Origin of the sequence: Massilia sp. DJPM01, assembly GCF_030348125.1 — a bacterium.
Taxonomy (GTDB): domain Bacteria; phylum Pseudomonadota; class Gammaproteobacteria; order Burkholderiales; family Burkholderiaceae_D; genus Telluria_A; species Telluria_A frigida.
In genome coordinates this window covers 32,979-53,552 of the sequence record NZ_JAQOZV010000032.1, presented here as the reverse complement: position 1 = coordinate 53,552, position 20,574 = coordinate 32,979, and the positions used below count along the sequence as shown (strand labels likewise).

The 20,574-nt window shown below is 64.5% G+C and carries 13 protein-coding genes; 7 read left to right on the top strand and 6 right to left on the bottom strand.

Translation table 11 applies throughout. The annotated features are described in order from the left end of the window. The first annotated feature begins 40 nt into the window (after positions 1-40). From PO883_RS20145 to PO883_RS20135, 3 genes are all read left to right on the top strand, one after another. A complete protein-coding gene (locus tag PO883_RS20145; RefSeq protein WP_289311330.1) occupies positions 41-838 on the top strand; it encodes a MipA/OmpV family protein in 798 nt (265 codons plus the stop codon). Between the two features lie 82 nt (positions 839-920). Next, positions 921-1,853, top strand: coding sequence for a LysR family transcriptional regulator (locus tag PO883_RS20140; RefSeq protein WP_167086832.1), 933 nt, complete (start codon positions 921-923; stop codon positions 1,851-1,853). Between the two features lie 138 nt (positions 1,854-1,991). Continuing rightward, the gene (locus PO883_RS20135; RefSeq protein WP_289311329.1) at positions 1,992-5,393 is read left to right on the top strand and encodes a membrane dipeptidase; all 3,402 of its coding nucleotides are present in this window, start codon (positions 1,992-1,994) and stop codon (positions 5,391-5,393) included. Positions 5,394-5,559: 166 nt separating this feature from the next. Here the strand turns inward: PO883_RS20135 and PO883_RS20130 are convergent, their stop codons facing one another. Beyond that, positions 5,560-6,927, bottom strand: a complete 1,368-nt coding sequence (locus tag PO883_RS20130) for a HAMP domain-containing sensor histidine kinase (protein ID WP_167086834.1) — start codon at positions 6,925-6,927, stop codon at positions 5,560-5,562. After that, positions 6,921-7,580 carry a response regulator gene (locus PO883_RS20125; protein ID WP_289311328.1) on the bottom strand — a complete coding sequence of 220 codons (660 nt, stop codon included), beginning with the start codon at positions 7,578-7,580 and terminating at the stop codon, positions 6,921-6,923. Before PO883_RS20125 ends, PO883_RS20130 begins: the two co-directional genes overlap by 7 nt. An 88-nt stretch (positions 7,581-7,668) precedes the next feature. On the opposite strand from PO883_RS20125, the gene PO883_RS20120 reads away from it, so the two are divergent. Continuing rightward, positions 7,669-8,898, top strand: coding sequence for a serine hydrolase (locus PO883_RS20120; protein ID WP_289311327.1), 1,230 nt, complete (start codon positions 7,669-7,671; stop codon positions 8,896-8,898). Between the two features lie 166 nt (positions 8,899-9,064). Here PO883_RS20120 and PO883_RS20115 read toward each other — a convergent pair whose 3' ends face one another. Further along, on the bottom strand, positions 9,065-10,009 hold the full coding sequence (locus PO883_RS20115) for a LysR family transcriptional regulator (protein WP_289311326.1): 945 nt from the start codon (positions 10,007-10,009) through the stop codon (positions 9,065-9,067). A gap of 115 nt (positions 10,010-10,124) precedes the next feature. Here PO883_RS20115 and PO883_RS20110 point away from each other — a divergent pair, with 115 nt between their 5' ends. Next, positions 10,125-10,742 carry an FMN-dependent NADH-azoreductase gene (locus PO883_RS20110; RefSeq protein WP_289311325.1) on the top strand — a complete coding sequence of 206 codons (618 nt, stop codon included), beginning with the start codon at positions 10,125-10,127 and terminating at the stop codon, positions 10,740-10,742. Between the two features lie 164 nt (positions 10,743-10,906). Here PO883_RS20110 and PO883_RS20105 read toward each other — a convergent pair whose 3' ends face one another. Together PO883_RS20105 and PO883_RS20100 are read right to left on the bottom strand one after the other, a co-directional pair. Beyond that, positions 10,907-13,492, bottom strand: coding sequence for a TonB-dependent siderophore receptor (locus PO883_RS20105; protein WP_289311324.1), 2,586 nt, complete (start codon positions 13,490-13,492; stop codon positions 10,907-10,909). Between the two features lie 453 nt (positions 13,493-13,945). Continuing rightward, on the bottom strand, positions 13,946-15,127 hold the full coding sequence (locus PO883_RS20100) for a PepSY domain-containing protein (protein ID WP_289311323.1): 1,182 nt from the start codon (positions 15,125-15,127) through the stop codon (positions 13,946-13,948). Positions 15,128-15,256: 129 nt separating this feature from the next. Between PO883_RS20100 and PO883_RS20095 the strand changes: the two genes are divergently transcribed. Further along, positions 15,257-17,395: a TonB-dependent receptor gene (locus PO883_RS20095; protein ID WP_289311322.1), complete on the top strand. Its 2,139-nt coding sequence runs from the start codon at positions 15,257-15,259 to the stop codon at positions 17,393-17,395. 48 nt (positions 17,396-17,443) lie between these two features. Here PO883_RS20095 and PO883_RS20090 read toward each other — a convergent pair whose 3' ends face one another. Beyond that, positions 17,444-18,604, bottom strand: coding sequence for a glycerophosphodiester phosphodiesterase (locus PO883_RS20090; protein ID WP_289311321.1), 1,161 nt, complete (start codon positions 18,602-18,604; stop codon positions 17,444-17,446). A 206-nt stretch (positions 18,605-18,810) separates the two neighbouring features. On the opposite strand from PO883_RS20090, the gene PO883_RS20085 reads away from it, so the two are divergent. Beyond that, on the top strand, positions 18,811-20,559 hold the full coding sequence (locus tag PO883_RS20085) for a M4 family metallopeptidase (protein ID WP_289311320.1): 1,749 nt from the start codon (positions 18,811-18,813) through the stop codon (positions 20,557-20,559). The last annotated feature ends 15 nt before the right edge of the window (positions 20,560-20,574 follow it).

Genomic DNA, 20,574 nt, shown 5'->3' with positions numbered 1-20,574 from the left:
TCAAGCAAACACCGCCCTCCACACCTTCAAGGACACTGTCATGTTACGTTTTCGCCACGCCGCCATCTTCCTGCTGAGCACGATTGCACCCGCCCTTCACGCCGCCGACATGGGCGTTGCCGCCGCCAAGCCTGGCGAATCGACCTTGACCGTGGGCCTGGGCGCCGCCGTCCTCCCCGAGTATCCTGGCAGCGACAAGGTCCGGGCGATGCCCATCCTGGTGGCGGACTACCAGCACGCCAGCGGCTTTTTCGCCAGTACGGTGAGCGGCATCGGCTACAAAACCAAGTTCGGCCCTGTCGCCTTGAGCGGCGCACTCGGCTTCGCGGGCAGCCGCAGCGATCGCGATCACGGCATCTTGAAAGGTTCCGACGCACTCAGGGGCATGGGCGAGATCAAGTCGTCGGCGCTGGGCGTGTTCGGCGTCGGCTATGAGTTCGATGGCGGCATCGGCATCGGCGTGCGCGCGATGACGGCGCTGACCCACCGCGAGCGTGGCAACAGCTATGAATTCGGCGCGCAGGCGCCCCTGATCAAGAGCGAAACGAACCAGGTGGGCGTGTTCATGTCGGCCACCTACAGCGATAAAAAGAACATGCAGGCGTTTTACGGCGTGACTGCGGCCCAGAGCCTGACCTCCGGCTACAAGCGGTATGACACCAAGGCCGGCTTCTCGCGTGTCAACGTGGGCGTCAACTGGAACCATAAGCTGAACAAGGAATGGTCGGTCAACACCATGGCCGGCGCGGTCAGCACGCTGGGCGACGCCGCCGACAGCCCTATCGTCAAGCGCAAGACGGCGCCGCTGCTGGCCGTGACGGTCAATTACGCATTCTGAACCGGGCCGCGCCAACTGGTCTATCATGGCGTGGCCGTTGCGGCCAGACCGCGTAATCCACCCAATCGATAGGGAATAGCTTATGTATCACGCCAGCTTTCGCCAACTCCAGTCGCTGGTTCTGGTAGCCCGCCACGAGAGCGTGTCGAAGGCGGCGGAAGCCATGCACGTGACGCAGCCGGCGGTGTCGCTGCAACTGCGCACGCTGGAAAGCATCACCGGCGTGGCGCTGGTGCGCAAGGACGGGCGCGGCATCCAGCTGACCGCCGCCGGCGAGGTGATGGTCGATTTCGCCGAACGCATCCTGCGTCTGTGGGAGCATGCCGGCGACGAGCTGTCGGCGCTGCAGGGCGTCACCAGCGGCACGCTGCGCATCGGCGCGGTCACCACGGCCGAGCATTTGCTGCCGCCGCTGCTGGTGCCGTTCACCCTGGAGCGGCCCGACGTGCGCCTGAAACTCCAGGTCGGCAACCGGGTCGAAATCGTCAACATGCTGGCGCGCCAGGAGATCGACGTGGCCATCATGGGCACGCCGCCGCGCGAACTGCGCACCAACGCGGCGCGCTTCGCACGCCATCCGATGGGCTTCGTGGCCGCCGCCGACCATCCTCTGATGAAGAAGCGCAAGCTGACCCTGGCCGATGTGGTGGGCGCCAACCTGCTGGTGCGCGAGCGCGGGTCGGGTACCCGCACCGCCGTCGAACGGCTGTTCAAGGAGGGCGGGCACGCACTCAACTTCGGCTCGGAAGTGTCGTCCAACGAGGCGATCAAGCGCATGGTGTCGGCCGGTCTCGGCGTGGGCTTCCTGTCGGTGCACGCCTGCGCGCTCGAATTCAAATCCGGCTTGCTGCGGATGCTGCCGCTCAAGGGCAATCCGGTCGACGCCGACTGGCAGGTGATGCACCTGGCCGGCCAGCCGATTCCCAAGGTGGCCGCCGCGTTCCAGGATTTCGTGATCGAACATGGCCAGGAACTGGTGCGCAGCGAGCTGGAAGGGTTTTACCAGCGCAGCTGACCAAGGGCCTGTTACGGCAGACAGGAACAGGCGCTCGTTTCCCGAGCCCTCTCACCACCGGTCCGGCCCGGTTTGATAGTCCTCAACCGCCCGGCGACGCCAAGGCTGTAGTCTGAAATCTGAACCTGAGGGGGCAGTATGACTTCGCCATGGCGCAGCTGTGCATGTGTATTCCTGGCGGTCGTGGGCATGGCCGCTTTTCCAACACGGCTGGTGGCGCAACCGACCATCATCGACTCCGGGCGGCACCTGCTGCCGCCTCCGGACAAGCTGCCGGGGCAACCCGAGGCGCGGATCGACATCGCGCGCCAGAAGCCCCGGCACTGGGACTTTGAAGATGGCACCCTGCAAGGTTTCACCTTCGAATCGGTCATGGGCGTCACCGGCAGCGCCTTCCACAACCAGCCCACCTTCGGCGATAACGTCTCCAGCAAGCGGGCCCTGGACACGGCATCGCTGCGCCTGCCGCCGGAGCCCTGTGCCGGCCTGGTGCTGGACGAGGCGAGCACCTGCGAATTTGGCGCGGGCGCACAGTTATCCTATCTCACCCGGCTCAATGCCGATTTCACGCGCCTGCGCAACAATTTGGCGACGGTGGGCGGCAGCTATGCCAATACACCTTTTCCGATCGGGAAGAAAGGCCTGTACTGGCTCGGCACCGCGGAACACCGGCCCTCCGCTTACGCGCGCGCCACCACCATGCGCCTTGCCATTCCCTCGCACCTTCCCTCGGCCGCTTGGGGCAACCTGCAGGGCGAGCGCCGCGTGGGACGCATCGTGTCACCCGAGATCGAACTGCAGCACGACTACTTTCACTTGCTGGTGGGCGGTGGCTGCACGGCCGATGTCGGCGTGTATCTCCAGCACCGGCGTCCGGTGCTGGGCGAGGGGGCGGTCGGCCGCGGCGACCTGCCTGGCCTGCCGGGCAGCGGCGGCCGGCGCAGCGCGCCGGCGCTGAGCTATGTCTGGGAGACGCTGCTCGATCGCGACGGGCGTCCGGTTGCCGCGCGCGGCCACTGCATCGAAAACATGGTGCGGGTGTCCTTCAACATCGGCAATTTGCGCGGCACCAGGGCGCGCATCATGATCGAGGACCGGGCCACCGGGACCTGGGGCCATGTCAACGTGGACGATATCTGGCTGACCAATACCGCGCCGGCGCCAAGCTCGCGCGATACCGATCCGGTATGGGGCGTGGCCGACCTGCATGCCCATCTGATGAACGAGAAAGCCTTCACCGCCTACGGCGCGGGTGGCCGGATTCCGGAAGCGCGCGCACTGTGGGGCAGTGCCTTCGGCCCCATCAGTTCACTGGGTAATTGCAACGACACCCACACCACCAACGACCTCCATTTCAACCCGCACCAGGACGAGCTCCTCGGCACCACCTACACGCTGTGCCGCGATGTCTGCCTGAATCTGCTCGAAGGCGCCGGCGTGCCCAACCTGCCGGGCGACCAGCTCTCGCAGGACGGGGTGTTCGGGGGCTATCACAACAACAGTGAAAGCGGCTACCCGACCTTCAAGAACTGGCCGATGTGGTATTCGTCCATCCACCAGCAGATGCACTGGACCTGGGTCGAGCGTGCCTACCAGGGAGGCGTGCGGCTGATGGTGGCGACAGTCGGCAACTCGGAGGTCATTTCCTTCGCCATGGTCAAGGAGAAGAACCTGCCGTTCAGCTCCGACCAGGATGCGCTCGCCCTGCAAATTCCCGCAATTAAGGAATTCGCGCGCCTCAATTCCAGCTGGGCCCAGGTCGCCTACACGCCACAGGAGGCCCGCCGCATCATCAACGGCGGCAAGCTGGCGATCGTCATCGGCGTCGAACTCGATCACATCATGGACAGCAAACGCTGCGATCCCGCTGTCGGCACGCTCGCCCACCATCCGGCGCGCGAATACGCACACCCCGGCCCGTGGGCATCGCAAACGGGCGTGGACCTGGGTAGCGGCGGGAGCATCGCAACGGCCGCGCAGTTCATCGGTGCGCAGACCCGGGTCATGCATACCGACGCTCATCCCGAAACCTGTACGCCATCCCAGATCGAGGCGCGCGTCGACGCACTGTACCGCGAAGGGGTACGCCATGTCATTCCGGTCCACTTTTCGGACAGCATGCTGGGCGGTTATGCGATCACCAGCGACCTGTTCGTCGCCAGCGCCATCTTTGGCGACGCGTCGGCCCGCATGCCCACGCTGATGACGCAGGAGGAGCTGACCGCACAGTATGGCAACAGCGTGCGCCCGTTCGTTCCCGTGCCGCGCGAAATCTACCCTGGCGAAAACAGCGACCGCGAGGAGCGCTGGCGGCGCGCGCTCCCGCTATCGTTCAAATTGTCCGAAGTGACGGTGCCGATCTGGGCGAAGCTCGCCCCGGAGAGCATTCTCGACGGCAGTATCGTCCCGCCGGGCATCGGGCGCACGATTGTCCAGCACGTGGCAGGACAATGCATCGACGACCCCGTTGCACGCGGAATCGCCGCTTTCTTTTCGCTCGGCGCGAGTGAACTGTCGTGCGCATTGTCGCCCCTCACCGCAGCGGCCATCGACGCCGTGCGCAACGCGCTTCCGTATGAAGGTGCGACCGATTCCCCGGCCATGGTGCCGCTGGCCCTGGACCAGCCGAAACGCGACCTGCCGTTTCACGTCAACGCGCGCGGCCTGAGCGGCGACGGCGAACGCTTCGTGCGCTCGATGATGCGGCACGCAATGATGATCGACCTCCAGCACGGGTCCGAACGAACCAAGAACGACATCCTCGCATTGACCGGCCCTTATCCGGTCATGGCGTCGCATGGCGGTGTGCAGACAGGCCTGACGCGCCACACCGAGAACGTACTGTCGCGCAAGCAGATGCGCGATGTCTACGCGCCGCCCGCCGGCTTCACGCCCGGGTTGGTGGGGCTCGGCATGCAGTCGTCGGCTGCGTTGGTGGAGCAGATCAGGGAGGTGGCCAGCGGTGGCTCGCCGTCCGAAGCACAGCGCGCGGTGGCGCTGCACACGCGCGGCGTGGCCCTCGGCAGCGATTTCAACGGTTTGGACTGGCACGCGGCGCCGCGCTTCGGCCGCTTCGCGTTCTATCACGGTACTGGCAGCGGCAACCCGGCGCGCGAGCGCAGCGAACGGCAGCGGTCCGGACGCCATGGCGGCATCGGCAACCTGGTCAACTATGCGCCCTATCCAGCCGGGACCAATCCGTGGGCAAGCACCTTGCCGGAGTGCGATCCGGCCTGTGACAGCTGGAGCGCACACACGGCCACGCACACGCCGCTGAACGCCCACCAGGTGAGCCGCGACGGCGTCACGACGCGCAGCTTCGACATCAATTACGACGGCTTGGCGCACTACGGCATGATCCCCGATTTCTTGCAGGAGCTGATAGTGCTTGGCACCGGTGCGGAAGAAATGGGCAGCTTGTTCCGTTCGGCCGAAGCGCTGATCCGGATGTGGGAAGAATCGTGCTTCCTGGCCTATCAGGAAGGGACTACGCCTTCAAGCCTGGTGCGCGGATGCGGAGAACGCCGCTTGTACGAATAGCCCGCCATGGGTACAGCGCCCACCTTTGCCGGCAGGCCTTCATCGGCCGTCGGGGCCGCAACCCGATGCAGGACGCAGTGCGTCGCGAATTGCGCTGGGCCCAGGGAGCGCCGCGCCGTCGAACCGGAAGCGAGCGTCCGGCCAACGGCGCAGAATGCGGCGCTACTCAGCGCGGCGCCGCGATCCGCACGACGAAGCGGCAACCGCGCCCGCCAGGACCCGGTGCCAGCGTGACCGTGCCATTCATGCGCAAGGCGGCCTGCCTGACGATCGCCAGGCCGAGGCCCGAGCCGGTCTTGTCCTGCGACCGGGCGCGGTAAAAGCGTTCGAAGACGTGCGCCAGATCCGCCTGCGCGATACCCGGTCCGTCATCGGCCACCGCCAGCATCAGATAGCCGTCGTCTTGCTGAACCAGTTCGAGCGCAATATTGGCACCGGCACCCGCATAGCGCAGCGCGTTATCGAGCAGGTTGTTCAGGATCGATTGAAACGCATCCACCTCGAGAGTGAACGGCAGGCGCTCGGGCGCCTCCAGGCCCAGTTCGATGCCGTTCTCGATCGCTGTCGGTGCCGCCCGCGCGAGTTCGTCGCGCACCAGGCGTGCCACGTCGATGGTGCCGGTGTCGCCCATGCGCGTGCCGTCCATGCGCGCCAGCGCCAGCTGCTGCGCGATCAGGTGCGAGGCGCGGCCAATCGCCTGGTCGAGATGCCGCTGCGCCTCGCGCCTCCCCTCCAGTTCAGGCTCGATGGCCAGCACGTGGGCCTGGGCGGAAATGACCGCCATCGGTGTGCGCAGTTCGTGCGCGGCGTCCTGGACGAAGCCATGTTCGCGGGCGACTTTCTCGCGCAGTTGCGCAAGCAGGCGGTCCAGCGCTCCCGCCAGCGGCGTCAGCTCGGCATAGATCGGGTCGACGCCGGTGGGCGACATGTCGTCGGCGCCGCGCGCGGCGATCCGTTTGCTCATTTGCCGCAGCGGGCGCATGCCGCGCGATACGGCAATCCAGACCGGCAGCAGAAAGCAGGGAAAGGCGATCAGCAGGTAATAGACCAGGTCGCGCGTGATCGACAGCAGCAAAAAGCCGTCGTCCACCCTCGATCCGGCCACCGTGACCGACCAGCGCCCGGCCATGCCCTTGAAAACCCGGAACGACCTGCCATTCACACGCGCCGTGGTGATCGTGCTTGTGTCGCCGCGCGGCAGTGCGGTGCCGGCCGCGGGCGATGAATACAAACGTGTTCCATCCTGATCGTTCAGCTGGATCAGCATGACTGCCGGAATGTCGTAGGTGCGGTAGAGCCGCTCGATCTGTTCCGATGTGGCCGCGGCGACGGCGCGTGCTTGTCCCGCATTGTCGAGCCGCGCCAGCGATGCGGCCAGTCCCTGTCCCACCTCCTGGATGCTCTTGTCCGTGACGGCCGGATCTACCGCCTCGATGAATATCACCGCCAACAACAACATCCAGGCGATGAAAAACGCCATCATCAGCGCCAGGACCACGCGCCTGACCAGCGTGGGACGCAGGAAGTTCAGCATGGGACGAGCATGTAGCCAACCCCGCGCACGGTGCGGATCCGGTGCCCGCCTATCTTGCCGCGCAAGTTAAAGATATGCACGTCGATGGCGCCAAAGTTGACCGGCTCGCCGAGCGGTTCGAGGCGCTCGGACAGCGCGCTTTTCGAGACCACGATGCCCGGTTCGCGCGCAAGTTCGAGCATCAGCTGAAATTCGCGGCGCGACAAATCGACGGGACTGCCGGCCAGCCGCATCAGATAGGATTTTGGCTCCAGTTCCAGGTCGCCGATGGTCCACACCTGCCTGGACTGCTGCGCATAGCGGCGCAGCACGGCGCGCATGCGCGAGGCCAGTTCCACCGTGGCGAAAGGCTTGACGATGAAATCGTCCGCACCGCCGTCGAGCCCCGCGATACGCTCTTCCAGTGCGGCGCGGGCCGTCATGATAATGATGGGAATTGCCACGCCCTCGCGGCGCCAGCGGGCCAGCAGCGTTTGCCCGTCGCCGTCCGGCAGCGACAGGTCCAGCAGGATGCAGGCGTAATGCAGGCCCTCGAACGAGCGCGGCGCGTCGGCGGCCTGGCGCAGCCACTCGCTGCTGAAACCTTCCAGGCGGAGCGCTTTCTGCAGGGCCCGGCCGAGGTCGAGATCGTCTTCAATAATCAGTATGTGCATCGCTCATTATAGATGTGCCGGTCTTAAGATTTGCAAAAGATTGCTGTTGCGATAATCGCGTCTTACTTTGAACTGAAGAAGGAGTCGCATGAAATTGTTATCGTATATACCTGGCGCAACGCAGGCCGTCACTGGCGCCGCTTTCATTGCCGTTCTGGCCGGATGTGGCGGCGGAAGCGGCGGCGACGTGGCGTCGAATGCCGGCACATCGCTCGGTTGCGTGGCGCAGCGGCCAGGCGCATCGGCGGCCGAACTGCTTGCTTGCAGCGCCGATTTGAATGGCAAAATCGATGCCGTCATGACGCCCTTCATGGCCGCCAACGGGATCACCGCAGCCACGGTGGCCGTGGCCAAGGAGGGTGTCATGCTCGCCGAACGTGGCTATGGCCATCGCGATAGCGCCCGCCGGATTCCCCTGCCGGCCGATGCCATGTTCATCACCGCCAGCATCGTCAAGCCGGTCACTGCGGCGGCGATCCAGAAACTGGCGCGCGAGCGCAAGCTTGCCCTCACCGACCATGTGTTTTGTACCGGGCTGAACGCACCGTGCTGGCTGGCGCGCGAACTGCAGCCGGCGTTGCCCGATGCCCGGGTGGGCGCGATCACCATCGCGCAGCTGCTGGAACATCAAGGTGGCTGGGATGCCGACATCAGCGGCGACCCGATGCAATCCGAGTTCGATATCCAGCAATCGCTCGGCTTGTCGGTGCCGCCGCAACAGGACGATATCATTCGCTTTGTCATGCGCCAGCAACTCGATTTCGTGCCCGGTTCAACAACGGCATATTCGAATTTTGGCTATCTGGTGCTCGGACAGATCATCGAAAAAGCGTCCGGGTCGAGCTACTTGACGTACGTTCAAGAAAACATCATGGGCCCGCTGGGCATTCCAAAGGCCGATTTCGAGGTGATGCGGTCGCTGATGCGCGATCGGCATCCGCGCGAACCGCATTACATCACGACGTTAATGGCGCCCAGCGTCTTTGTGCCCGGCACCACTGTCCTGGCGCTCGACGGCGCCGTCCGCGCCGAAAATTGGGCCCCCGCCGGTCAGATCATCTCCACGGCGAAGGCGATGACGCTGTTCGCGGCCCACTACCGCATTCCGGACGGCGTGCCGCTGGCGGGCGCGAAAAATAATAGTGGATTCAGTGGCGCCGATCCCGGCGTTGCAACCGTGCTGCGCCAACTGCCGTCGGGCATCAGTTACGCGGTGATGATGAATAAGCTGGACGAAAACAATCCATCGGGCGATGCATCGTATCAGCTCCAGATTCTGCATCGGATCGAGGCGGTGCTCAAGGATGCGGGCCTGTAACTGCCTCAAAAGCTGAGGGAAGGGGCGCACAGAGGCCCCGGTTGTATGCCGCGCTTGCGCACCGGGCCGGTTTCAGCTGACAAACCGGCAAAGATCATTGTCGCTTACCAGAGCGTATTGCTGCCACAGGAAGACAGATGGCGAGTCTGTTCCGGCCAGGATCGTTTCAAGATAGACGCCGCCTGAGGTCGTCCAGCAGCCATCGTCCGGCAGGGCCGAGCGTGCGGCTGCGCTGATGCGCCGCATAGATCGTCAGCCCCTCGCGGGGCGTCGGATCGTGCTCGATATGCAGCGCAACCAGGCTCCCGGCAGCCATCAATCGAGACACGAGATGGTCGGGCATGCGGCACCATCCGAAACCGCCGAGCAGGAAGTCCAGGCGCCGGCCGAGATCCACGAAGCGCCAACGTTTTCCACTCGCGATCCCGAAGTTGTCACTGCCGGGATTGACGGGGTCTGACAGCACAAGCTGGACGTAAGGCTCCAGATCGGTCTGCGTCGCCGGACGTCCCAGCGAAGTCAGTGGATGCCCTGGCGCCACCACAGCCTGCATGCCGACCCGCAGCAGCGGATAGGCGGCAATGTCGTCTGGAATGGAAGGAAGCAGCAGGCAGATGCCGATGGCGGCCGGGTCGCTGCGCAGGCGTCTCAACGAGCCGCCCAGGCCTTCTGTCGAAAAGCTGACTGGCAGATTCGGAAAAGTCCGGCTCAGCGCGGACAGGCTGTCGATGAATGGCGCCGTCGGCACCAGCGGATCGATCGCAATGACAAGCTCCGGTTCCAGGCCCGAGCGCGTCCCCATGGCCACTCCCTCGAACCGGGCAGCGCTCGCCAGGACCAAGCGCGCCTGCGCGACCAGGACCCGTCCAGTCTCGGTCAACCTTGGGCGGTGGCCAGCGCGGTCAAACAGCAACACGCCTTGCACATCCTCCAGAGTCGCGATGGCCTGGCTAATGGCCGATTGCACGCGGCCTAGTTGTCGACCGGCGGCAGAAAAGCTCCCCGTGTCTGCGATCGTTACCAGAACACGTAACTGATCAAGCGTCAGACTTCCAATCAAAATACATTCTCCATGGCGCACTCCATCACAATTATCGATGGATTTCATCATATTTTAATCTCTATCGGAAATATATTCGCGGCGATACAGTGTGGACACACAAGCAGCCTGATCGGCAAGCCTGCTTCAGGCGTTTCCCGCAATGCAATTTTCAAGGATGATTATCATGACCAAGCTCTTGCTGATCGAGGCCAGCCCTCGTGGCCAACACTCCGTGTCGCGCAACATGGCGCGTCGTTTCGTGCACGACTGGCTTGCCGTCCACCCGGATGGCGAAGTGATCGAACGCGACCTCATGGATGCCGGACTTCAGTTTGTCAGCGCTGCCTGGCTGCAGGCCTATTTCACCCCTGCGCAGCAGCATTCTCCCGAGATGGCGAAGGAGTTACAGCTCTCGGACGAACTCGTTGCGGAATTGCTCGGCGCCGATCACCTTGTCATTGCAACGCCGGTCTACAACTACAACGTGCCGGCAGTGCTCAAGGCATGGATTGACCATGTCGTTCGCAAGGGATTGACGCTGGGCTTCGATGGGAGCGGCCTGGTGACTGGCAAGAAGGCAACCGTATTGATCGCATCGGGTGGCATCTATACCGAGGGATCGCCGATCCAGAATCGCGACATCGCAAGCCAATATCTGCGTCTCGTACTTGGCGTGATCGGGATCAGCGACGTGACATTCGTTGCCGGTGGCGGGGCCAAAGCCGTTGATTTGGGCGAGGCAAGCATGGAGGGCTTTGTGGAGAAGCTCGGCGCGGATATCAAATTGGCTGCCAGCGTGTGACCTTGCCAAGCCCGCGCCCTCATGCGCCGCGCGCTGTTGGCGTCAGTTCAGCCAGGAACAACTGGTCAGCGGTGCGCTGGACCTGTTTCCCAGCGTACTGCTGACCAGCCATGCCGGCACCGGTTCAGGACGGATACATCCTTACCGGCGGGATCGTCGGATCATCAGAAGCGCACGTTGAGCGACATATGGTACGCGCGGCCCAACTGGCTGAAATGCGAGCCATCGTAGGTCACGATCGGGTAGCGTCCGTTGAACGTGATCAGGTTGACCTGGGTCTCGCGCGGGGTCATCCCGGTCTTCGGATTGACCGTCGTGCTGCTGAGGATCTGGCTACCCTTGGCGGTGTTGTTGACGGGCTTGAGTTCCCACTTCGGCAACACATCGAACATATTGTTGATGTTGAACGACAGGGTGGTGTTGTTCGTCAACTGGTAGTTGAGCGCGAAGTCGGTCACGTTGCGGGTCTTGAACTTGACCGCCAGGTTGTCGTCCAGGCCCGCATTGCGGAACTGGGTCGGGCCGTACAGCGTGTTGTTGAGCGAGAAGTTCATCTTGCTGTAATCCAGGTCGAGGCCGAGCACCGTCTTGTGCTTCGGCCGCGAGGTGAACATCAGCGCTTCCTGGGTCGCGTCGAGCACCGACTGGCGCGCGGCGGCAATCGCCGGCGGGTTGTTGATCTCGCCGTCACGCTCGTTTTTCAGCGTGTAGTTGCCCGACAGGTTGACCGCCAGCTTGCCGTCCAGGGCAGGGATATTCCTGCGGCTGACAACATAGTCGATACCCGAAGTCTGGCTGTCGAGCGCATTGGCGAAGAAACTGAGCGAGACCACGCCGCCGGCGGCGAGGATCTTGTCCAGTTCCTGCGTCGAATCGCCGGTTGGCTTGATTTCCTTGCCCAGGATGATGCGGTCTTTCAGCGAGATATGGTAGTAGTCGAGCGTGATGCTGGTGTTGGCATCGGGCGTCAGGCCCAGGCCCAGCGTGATGTTTTTCGACTTTTCCGCTTTCAGCAGCGGCACATTGAGCGCGCGCGCTTCGGGCGACAGATTGTTGGTCAGGCCCGATACCTGGATGCCCGAGCCGGCCACGAAGGCGTACTGCTTCTTCTGGGTGTAAATCTGGTGCAGCGATGGCGCCCGGAAGCCGCTCGAGAGCGAACCGCGCAAGGTGACCATGTCGCTGACCTTGTAGCGGGTGCTCAGCTTGCCGACGGTGGCGTTGCCGAAGTCGCTGTACTTTTCGTAGCGCCCGGTCAGGTCGATCAGCCACTGCTTGGTGATGTCGAACATGCTGCCGCCGTAGACGCCGTAGTTCTTGCGGTCGGCCGACAGGGCGTTTTCCGGCAGGTTGCCGGCATACGAATCGGCGCCGCCCGCGGCGTAGGAAGCGTATTCGCCGGCGATGACGTCATATTTTTCCCTGCGCAGCTCGGTGCCGGCATACACATTGACCGACTCGGTGATCTGCTTGGAGACGTCGGCATTGACGACGGTGTGGCGAAAGCGTGTGCCGCCGGCCTCGAAATCGGTGGGCGAACGCGGGCCGGGGGTTTTACCGGCTGCGATCGCTTCCAGGCGCGCTTTTTCGATGCCGCGGTTGACCGAGTTGTGCACTTCATAGGCTTGCTTGTTGCCGCCGACGGTCAGGCTGACGTCGCCGTTCCAGTCGCCCACGGTGAACTTGGCGCCCAGGGTCGCGTTGTAGTCGTCCAGCTTGCCGATGAAGTCGGGCACGTAGCCGACGTACGGCGTGCCCTGCGCATGCAGCAGGCCGTAGTCGGTGTCGCGCCAGTAGGGCGTGCGGTAGTTGGCGTAACTGTCGACCTGCTTCTTGACGTAGGCCGCGTTGCCGTAAATGTTGAACTCGTCGGTAATGTCGAGACGGCTGTTGACCAGGAATTTATTGGCCCGGGTTTTAGGCGAACCGTTGATGTTGCCGGCGGTGGGGTACTGGTCCAGGAAGGGCTGCACATCCTTGACCAGGTTGGCGCCGAAGTCGGCGGCGTCGCCACGGCCGTCGACGATGCCCGACCGTTCGGCCAGGCCGACCTTCGACACGTCGATGGTGTAGTTGACGAAGCCCTTGTCGGACAGGGCGATGCCGTGGTTCAGGCTCAGGGCGCCCATCTTGCCGTCGCCCTCGTGGGTGATGCCGGTGCGCGCGGTCAGGGAGCCGCCTTGGGGATTATCTTTCAGGATGATGTTGACCACGCCCGAAATGGCGTCGGAGCCGTATTGGGCCGAGGCGCCGTCGCGCAGCACTTCGATGCGCTTGATCGCATCTTGCGGAATGGCGGAAATGTCGGAACCGCTTTCGCCGCGGCCTGGCGATGTCTGGGTGTAAATCAGCGCGCTCGAATTCTTGCGCTTGCCGTTGATCAGGATCAGCGAACGGCTCGGGCCCATGTTGCGGATCTCGTAAGGATCGAGCAGGGAAGTGGCGTCGTTGACCGGCGTCTGCACGGTATTGAACGACGGCACGCGCATGCCAAGCGCCTTGTCCAGCGAGATCTGGCCAGTCTTGTTCAAGTCCTTGGTGTTGATGATGTCGACCGGGACGGGAGCATCGACCACGGTGCGCTGCGAACCGCGGCTACCGGTGGAAACAATCACGACTTTCTGGATTTCTTCCGTACCGGGTGTGGCGGGTGCGGCAGCGTCAGGGGTAGCGGCTTGAGGCGCAGGAGTTTGCGCGACGGCGGCGCCAGTGGAGAGCAGCATGACAGCAATGGGAAAAGTCTTTTTCATTAAAATCTCTCTTAGCGGATGCAGTTGGATCAAGAAAAGCTCAAGCTGGCGCCTCCCCTTGGTGGAAACGAGGGAACAACAGGCAAGCTTTGCAGCCGTATTGCGTGACGTGAGTGGACTTGTTTCAGATGTGCTCGCCGTAGCATGATCTCCATGTCAAGTCTCGGATCCAGCGAAAAACGTCGACACCTCCCCATGAACAAAGTTTGTTTTGTGGAAATTTAGTTAACATCGATTGCCGGGTCTAATCTATAGACAGAATGTACGCATGTCTACGAAATTGGCTTGTGGGGCAGGGGAAGTGAACAGAATACAACGAGGGATGGGGCGGCGGTGCGCAAGCCGGAGAATGCAAGTTTCGCGAAAGGTAAACCGTATAAAGTGTTTGTCCGATGTCGCTGGCCGACGGCCGGCGGGATGTTGCGCCATGGATGGCGCAACGTCGACGCCAGTTCAGGCAGCGACGGCCCTGGCCTTGCGCTTCTTCGGTCGGTGCAGCTTGATCCAGATCACCAGCCCGGTCACGAAGAACATCAGCGGCACCACGCCGAAGATGCTGATGAAGGTGCGTCCCGCGATGCCGAACGCTTCGCCGGTGTGCAGCGGAAACATCCAGCTCAACAACCTGTCGCCGGCCGCTGCGCGCTGCGGGTCCACCGTGCGCAGCACGCTGGCGTCGCCGGCGTCGATGGACACGCGCGTGGCGCCGTCGCCGGCGCGCAGTTCGTCCGGCTGGCGCAGGCGGATTTCGTAAGGCTGGCCGGGTTTCGCCGGCAGCGCCAGGCGCGACACGCGCGCGTCCGGAAACTGCGCCTGCGCCGCCACCATCGCCTCCAGCGGCGCGATCGGCGCCGCGTCGGCCGCGCTGCGATTGGCCGCCTTGCCGGCCGGCGCCAGGGTCGCGACCGCACCCACCAGCGGCAGCACCCACTGCGGCATATTGAAGTACACGCCAGAGACCGCCAGCACCAGCAGCACCGGCGCGGCAAAAAAGCCGCCGGCGCGGTGCAGCTGGAAGTTAAAGCGCGGCCAGTTGCCGCCGTGGCGCACCGTCAGCGCGCCCTTGATGGCGGCCGCCGTCATGCGCGGCCACCACAGCACGATGCCGGTGATCGACAACAGCAGCAGTGCCACGCCGGTCACGCCGATCACGGTCTTGCCGGTCTCGCCCGCCACCAGGTAGCGGTGAATATGGAACAGCGTGGACATCAACTGCGGGCGCGAGAAACCGAATCCGCCCCAGGTGCGCTCGCCGGTCACGGCCAGGGTGGCCGGGTCCAGCATCACCTGGCGCGACACGGCCACGTTCCAGGCCGACGCCTGCTGCTTCGGATCGCGGTACCACGCCACGAACACATCGCCGGCACGCTCGGGGAACATCAACTGGCTCGGGCGCCCGTAGCGCGCATCGCGCAGCAGGCGCTCGGTAGCCGCCTGCACGGTGGCCGGCGCCACGCGCATGGCGGCGCCGGGCGCCATGCCGGGCGGCGGCGCGACCTGCAGCAAGGCGGGGTTGAGCAGCACATCGAGTTCGTGCATCCACGCCAGCGCGCTGCCGGTCAGGCCCAGCACCACGAGGATGGTCCCGAAAATCAGTCCGGCCCACAGGTGGACAAAGCGGATCACGGGTTTCATGCGAAAGAACAATCGAGGGCAGGGCACATCATTTTTAATGCTTCTTGAATAAATGAATGGGAATCGTTATCATTCGCATTGTACTCCGAATGCCAACATATCTGTCCCACGATCAAGGATTTCCCCCGTATGAGCACATTGACGCCCCTTTCCCGCGCGGTTGCGCTGGCCTGCCTGTTCATGGCGAGCACCGATGCGCTGGCCCGGCAAGGCGCTGGCGACGGGGCCGAGCCCTCCAGCACGGTGGTGGTCACGGCCACGCGCGGCGCCAAGGCGGTGGACAAGATTCCGGGTGCGATTTCGGTCATCAGCCAGCAGGAACTGGCATCGCAATACCTGATCGCCGACGATCCGTCGCAGGCGCTGGCGACCTACGTGCCGGGCTACGCCCCGAGCCGGCAAAAAATGACCTCGACCGGCGAATCGCTGCGCGGACGCCAGCCGCTGATCCTGCTCGACGGCATACCGCAATCGAATCCGCTGCGCGCCGGCGCGCGCGAAGGCTACTTTGCCGACAGCGCCATCATCGAGCGCATCGAAGTGATCAACGGCGCCTCCGCCATGCAGGGCATGGGCGCCACCGGCGGCATCATCAACTACATCACGAAAACCGCGCGCGCCGACGGCACCACGCATGGCCTGAACGTGCGCGCATCGGGCCAGCTGCGCTCCGATAACCTGGACTGGAAAACCGGCTACAGCGTCACCCACAAGGATGGCGGCTTCGACCTGCTCGGCTACGTCGGCCTGCAGCGGCGCGGCATGGGCTACGACGGCGACGGGCGTCGCCTCGGCATCGACAACGTCCAGGGCGATACCCTCGACAGCCGCGGCGACGACCTGTTCCTCAAGATCGGCCAGCGTTTCGGTGCCCAGCGCATGCAATTGAGCCTGAACCGCTTCAACCTGCGCGGCGACGGCGACTACAAGAACGAACCGGGCGTGGTGGCCGCCGGCGTGACCACGACATCGCTGCCGGGCAGGGCGCCGGGCGAGCCGCCGCGTAACAAGGTGCGCAGCGCCAGCCTCGATTACCGCCATGATGAACTGTTCGGCGGCGCCTTCAGTGCCCAGCTGTTCAGCCACGACTTCGAGGCCCTGTACGGCGCCACCCCGGTGGCGACCTTCCAGGACGTGCGCCTGGCGCCGGTCGGGACCCTGTGGGACCAGTCGCAGATCGTCGCCGACAAGCGCGGCGCGCGCATGACCTGGGTGCGTCCCGACATGCTCATCTCCGGCCTGGAAGTGACGGCCGGCCTTGATCTCCTCAGGGACAACACCCAGCAGCGCCTGGCCGCCACCAAGCGCACCTGGGTGCCGCAGTTGCAGTTCCAATCGACGGCACCGTTCGCACAGCTCGAATACGAAATCGGCCCGTTGACGGTGCGCGGCGGCGTGCGCCACGAGCAGGCCAAGCTCACTGTCGATACCTACACCACGCTGGCGGTGTACGGCAGCCGGCGGGTCGCGGGCGGCGAGACCGAGTTTTCCAAGCCGGTCAAGAATATCGGCGCGGTGTGGCGTTTCGCGCCGAGCTGGTCGGCCTTCGCGGCCAGCTCGGAAGGTTTCGGCCTGCCCGATGTCGGCCTGGTGCTGCGTGCCGTGAACACCGATGGCAAATCGGTGGCGACCCTGATCGACCTGAAACCCATCATCACGCGCAACAACGAAGTCGGTGTCAACTGGCGCGGCGCCCACGGGCAGGTCGGCCTGTCGCGCTACGATTCGCGCTCGAAGCTGGGCAGCGTGCTGCGCGTGAATGCGGCCGGCATCGGCTCGGTCGAGCGGGTGCCGACGGTGGTCAAGGGCTGGGAAGTATCGGGCGACTGGCGTCCGCTGAAGACCGTGTCGGTGTTCGGCAGCTATGCGGTCACCGACGGCAAGACCGCGGCCAGCCAGGGCGCGCCGCTCGACCTGGCGCTGTCGGCGCGCTCGCAGGGACCGGACAAGGGTGTGCTCGGCGCCAACTGGCAGTGGGCGCCCAAGGCCCAGCTGCGCGTGCAGGCCAGCCACCTGCGCGAGCGCGACATCAACATCGGGCGCAAGGTCGGCACCAGCAACCTGGAAGAGCACTTCAAGGGTTACACGCTGGCCGACATGGCGCTGACGTTCGAGAGCAGCTACGGGCGCATCGGGGTGAGCGTGGAGAACCTGCTCGACAAGCAGTATGTCGGCTACTACTCGCAGTCGGCGGCGGCGCTCGATGCCACGGGAACATTTGCCGGCCGTGGGCGCACCCTGGCGCTCAGCTGGAACCGCAGCTGGTAACACTGCGCGTCGCTTGGTGCTGGCGCCACCAGCGACGCGCCAAGCCGCTTACTTCTTGAACTGCGCCACCGCCGCGCGGCCCACGGCCGGATCGTCGGTGAAGAAGCCGTCGATGCCGGCGTTCAGGTAGGCCGTGATTTCAGCCATGGCGTCACCGCGCTCGCTGGGCGAGGCCACATCGCCACGGCGCATGCTCGGCGGCAGGAACGGGTTTTCCGGACGCAGGGTCCAGGTGTGCACTTTCAGGCCGGCGGCGTGGGCGTCCGCCACGAAGCTGGTCGGCTTGCCCAGTTCATTGGCGGCGGTGCGCGCGATGATCACTTCCTTGTATGGCGACACGGCGTCGGCGTAGGTGGCGATTTCTTTCAGCCCGGCCGGCGTGACCAGGTCCTTGTAGGTGCTCTTGCTGCCGGCGGCGACGAAGTCGTACGGCGCATTGCGCGGCGCGCCATTGGGCGCCGGCGGATTGGCCGGATTGTCGATCAGCTGCACGATGCGCATGTCGGTCAGCTTGTGCAATTGCTTCAGGTTGGCCACCTCAAACGATTGCAGATACACCGCGGCGTCCTTGCCGCGATAGCCATTGGCCACCAGCAGGTCGACCAGGCGCTTTTCGAGCGGCAGGCCGATGCCCTTGAAGTAGGTCGGGTGCTTGGTCTCGGGGTAGATGCCGATGGTCTTGTGGCGCGCCTGGCTTTCCTGCTTCACCAGGTCGATCACTTCCTGCAGGGTCGGCACCTCGAACTGGCCATCAAAAGCGGTGTTGGCCGGGCGGTTGGCGGGAATGCGTTCTTTCGCGCGCAGGGTTTTCAGTTCCGCCAGCGTAAAGTCTTCCGTGAACCAGCCGCTGACGGGAATGCCGTCGATGGTCTTGGTGGCCTTGCGGCTGGCGAATTGCGGCAGCGCCGAGACGTTGGTCGTGCCCGAGATCTCGTTTTCGTGGCGCGCCACCAGCACGCCATCCTTGGTCGCCACCAGGTCCGGCTCGACGATGTCGGCGCCATCTTCAATCGCCTTCCTGTACGAGGCCAGTGTGTGCTCCGGACGCAGGGCCGAGGCGCCGCGATGGCCGGTCACGGCCGGCTGTGGCGGCCAGCTGGCGCCCGGATTTTGCAGCTCGGGCGTGTCGTCGCCGCCGCAAGCGCTCATCAAGACCGCAACGCTGGCGGCGCACATCAGGGAGAGGGTGGTACGGGACACGTGGTACATCGCAATAGGCTCCGGTGTGGGGGGAATCAGTGTTGATACTGCAAAAACGCAGAGCGTAGCAAGCTTGCATGACCGTACGATGACGTCGAGCGCGCCGGATTTCCGCTTTTCTTTGCGTTTGAGCAAATTCTTCATGGATTTCTGCTGTGACAATCGGTGTTGCCTGCGCCGTTTCTGGAGTAGGGCCTTTTCACTGGAGATGCTTGATGAACATTCGTCCGACCCTGCTGGCGGTAGCGCTCGCTGCTGCCCACCCGACGCCGAGCGCCGCGCCGCCGCTGATGAACGGCCCCGTGACAGTGGTGCCGAACGCCGCCGCGCTGGTGGGGCAGCTGGCCGCCCAGCGCTCCCGGCTCGGGCTGGACGCCGACCACCATTTCCTGCTCGCCAGCCAGCATCCGGGCTTACAGGGTAGCACGGTGGTGCGCGCCCACCATACGTACAAAGGCGTACGCGTGTTCGGGTCGGAATCGGTGATCGTGGCCGATGGCGCTGGCAATATCGTGCGCGAATCGGTGTCGGCGCGGCGCGTCCACCTCGGGCGCGGCAGCGCCAACCAGCTGGGTGCGGCCACCGCCGAGTTCAATGTGAAGCCAGCGCTGACGGCGGCCGAGGCCATCGCGCTGGTGCTGCGCACGGTGCGGGCCGGCGCCGTGGCCGAGACGCCGCCGGCGGCCGAACTGCTCATCTATCCGCTGGTCTGGAGCGAGCGCGTGCCGGCCGCGCTGGCCAAGGCCGACGACGCCCTCAACGCGCTCGACATGGCCGATGTGGTGGCCGGCTACGAGCTGGCCTGGCTGGTCGGCACGCGCCTGCGTGCCGGTCCGCTGCCGGTGTACCACGACACCATCGTCAGCGCCCGCAACGGGCGCATCCTGGCGCAGTGGAGCATGCTGCAGAGCGCCACCGGCAGCGGCAAGAGCCAGTACAGCGGCGAGGTGCCGCTCAGCACGAGCGAAGGCGGCGCCGGCTTTCGCATGGTCGATCCGCTGCGCGCCAAGGGCGGCAAGTTCGGCGGGCTGGCGGTGACCAACGCCAACCACGGCACCACGGCCGGGGAAGTGTTCACCAACAGCGCCAATGCCTGGGGCGACGGCAAGCAGTACCTGGCCGGCGGCAGCACCACCGGCGCCAACGGCCAGACAGCGGCGGTCAATGCCATGTGGGGCCTGGCCAATACCTACGACATGCTCAAGAACGCGCTGGGCTGGCACTCGCTGGACGGGCAGGACACGGCCACCTACATCGCGGCGCACGTGAACACCGCCTACGACAACGCCTACTACAGCGACGCCTGCAAATGCATGTTCATCGGCGATGGTTCAACCTTCAACAGCTTGGGCGCGCTCGATGTGGTGGGCCACGAAATGGGCCATGGCATCACCGACGCCACCTCGCGCCTGGTGTACGCGGGCGAGTCGGGCGGCTTGAATGAATCGTCGTCGGACATCACCGGCGAAGTGGTGGAAGCGTATGCGCGCGCCGGCGCCGGCGGCGCGCTGATCCCGGCCGGCGGCAACGACTGGATGCTTGGCAAGGACATCAGCAAAACCGGCACGCCCTTGCGCTACATGATTCGCCCGAGCAAGGACGGCACCAGTCCGGATGCCTGGTCGACCCGGCTCAGGCGCCTGGATGTGCATTACAGCAGCGGCCCGAACAACCGCATGTTCTATTTCCTGGCGCAGGGCTCGCACGCCGACCCGGCCAGCGATGCCCACAGCACTTACCTGAGCGCCACGCCGGGGGCGATGAGCGGCATCGGCCTGGACAAGGCTTACCGCATCTGGTTCAACGCCGCCACCACGCGCTTTACATCCAGTACCGACTACAAGGATGCGCGCGCCAAGGTGCTGGCCGCGGCCGAGGAACTATATGGCAAGGACAGCAAGGAGGCGGTGGCCGTGCAGCGCGCCTACGCCGCCGTGAATGTGGGCATGGATATCAACGAATAGTGCCCATGAGATAGA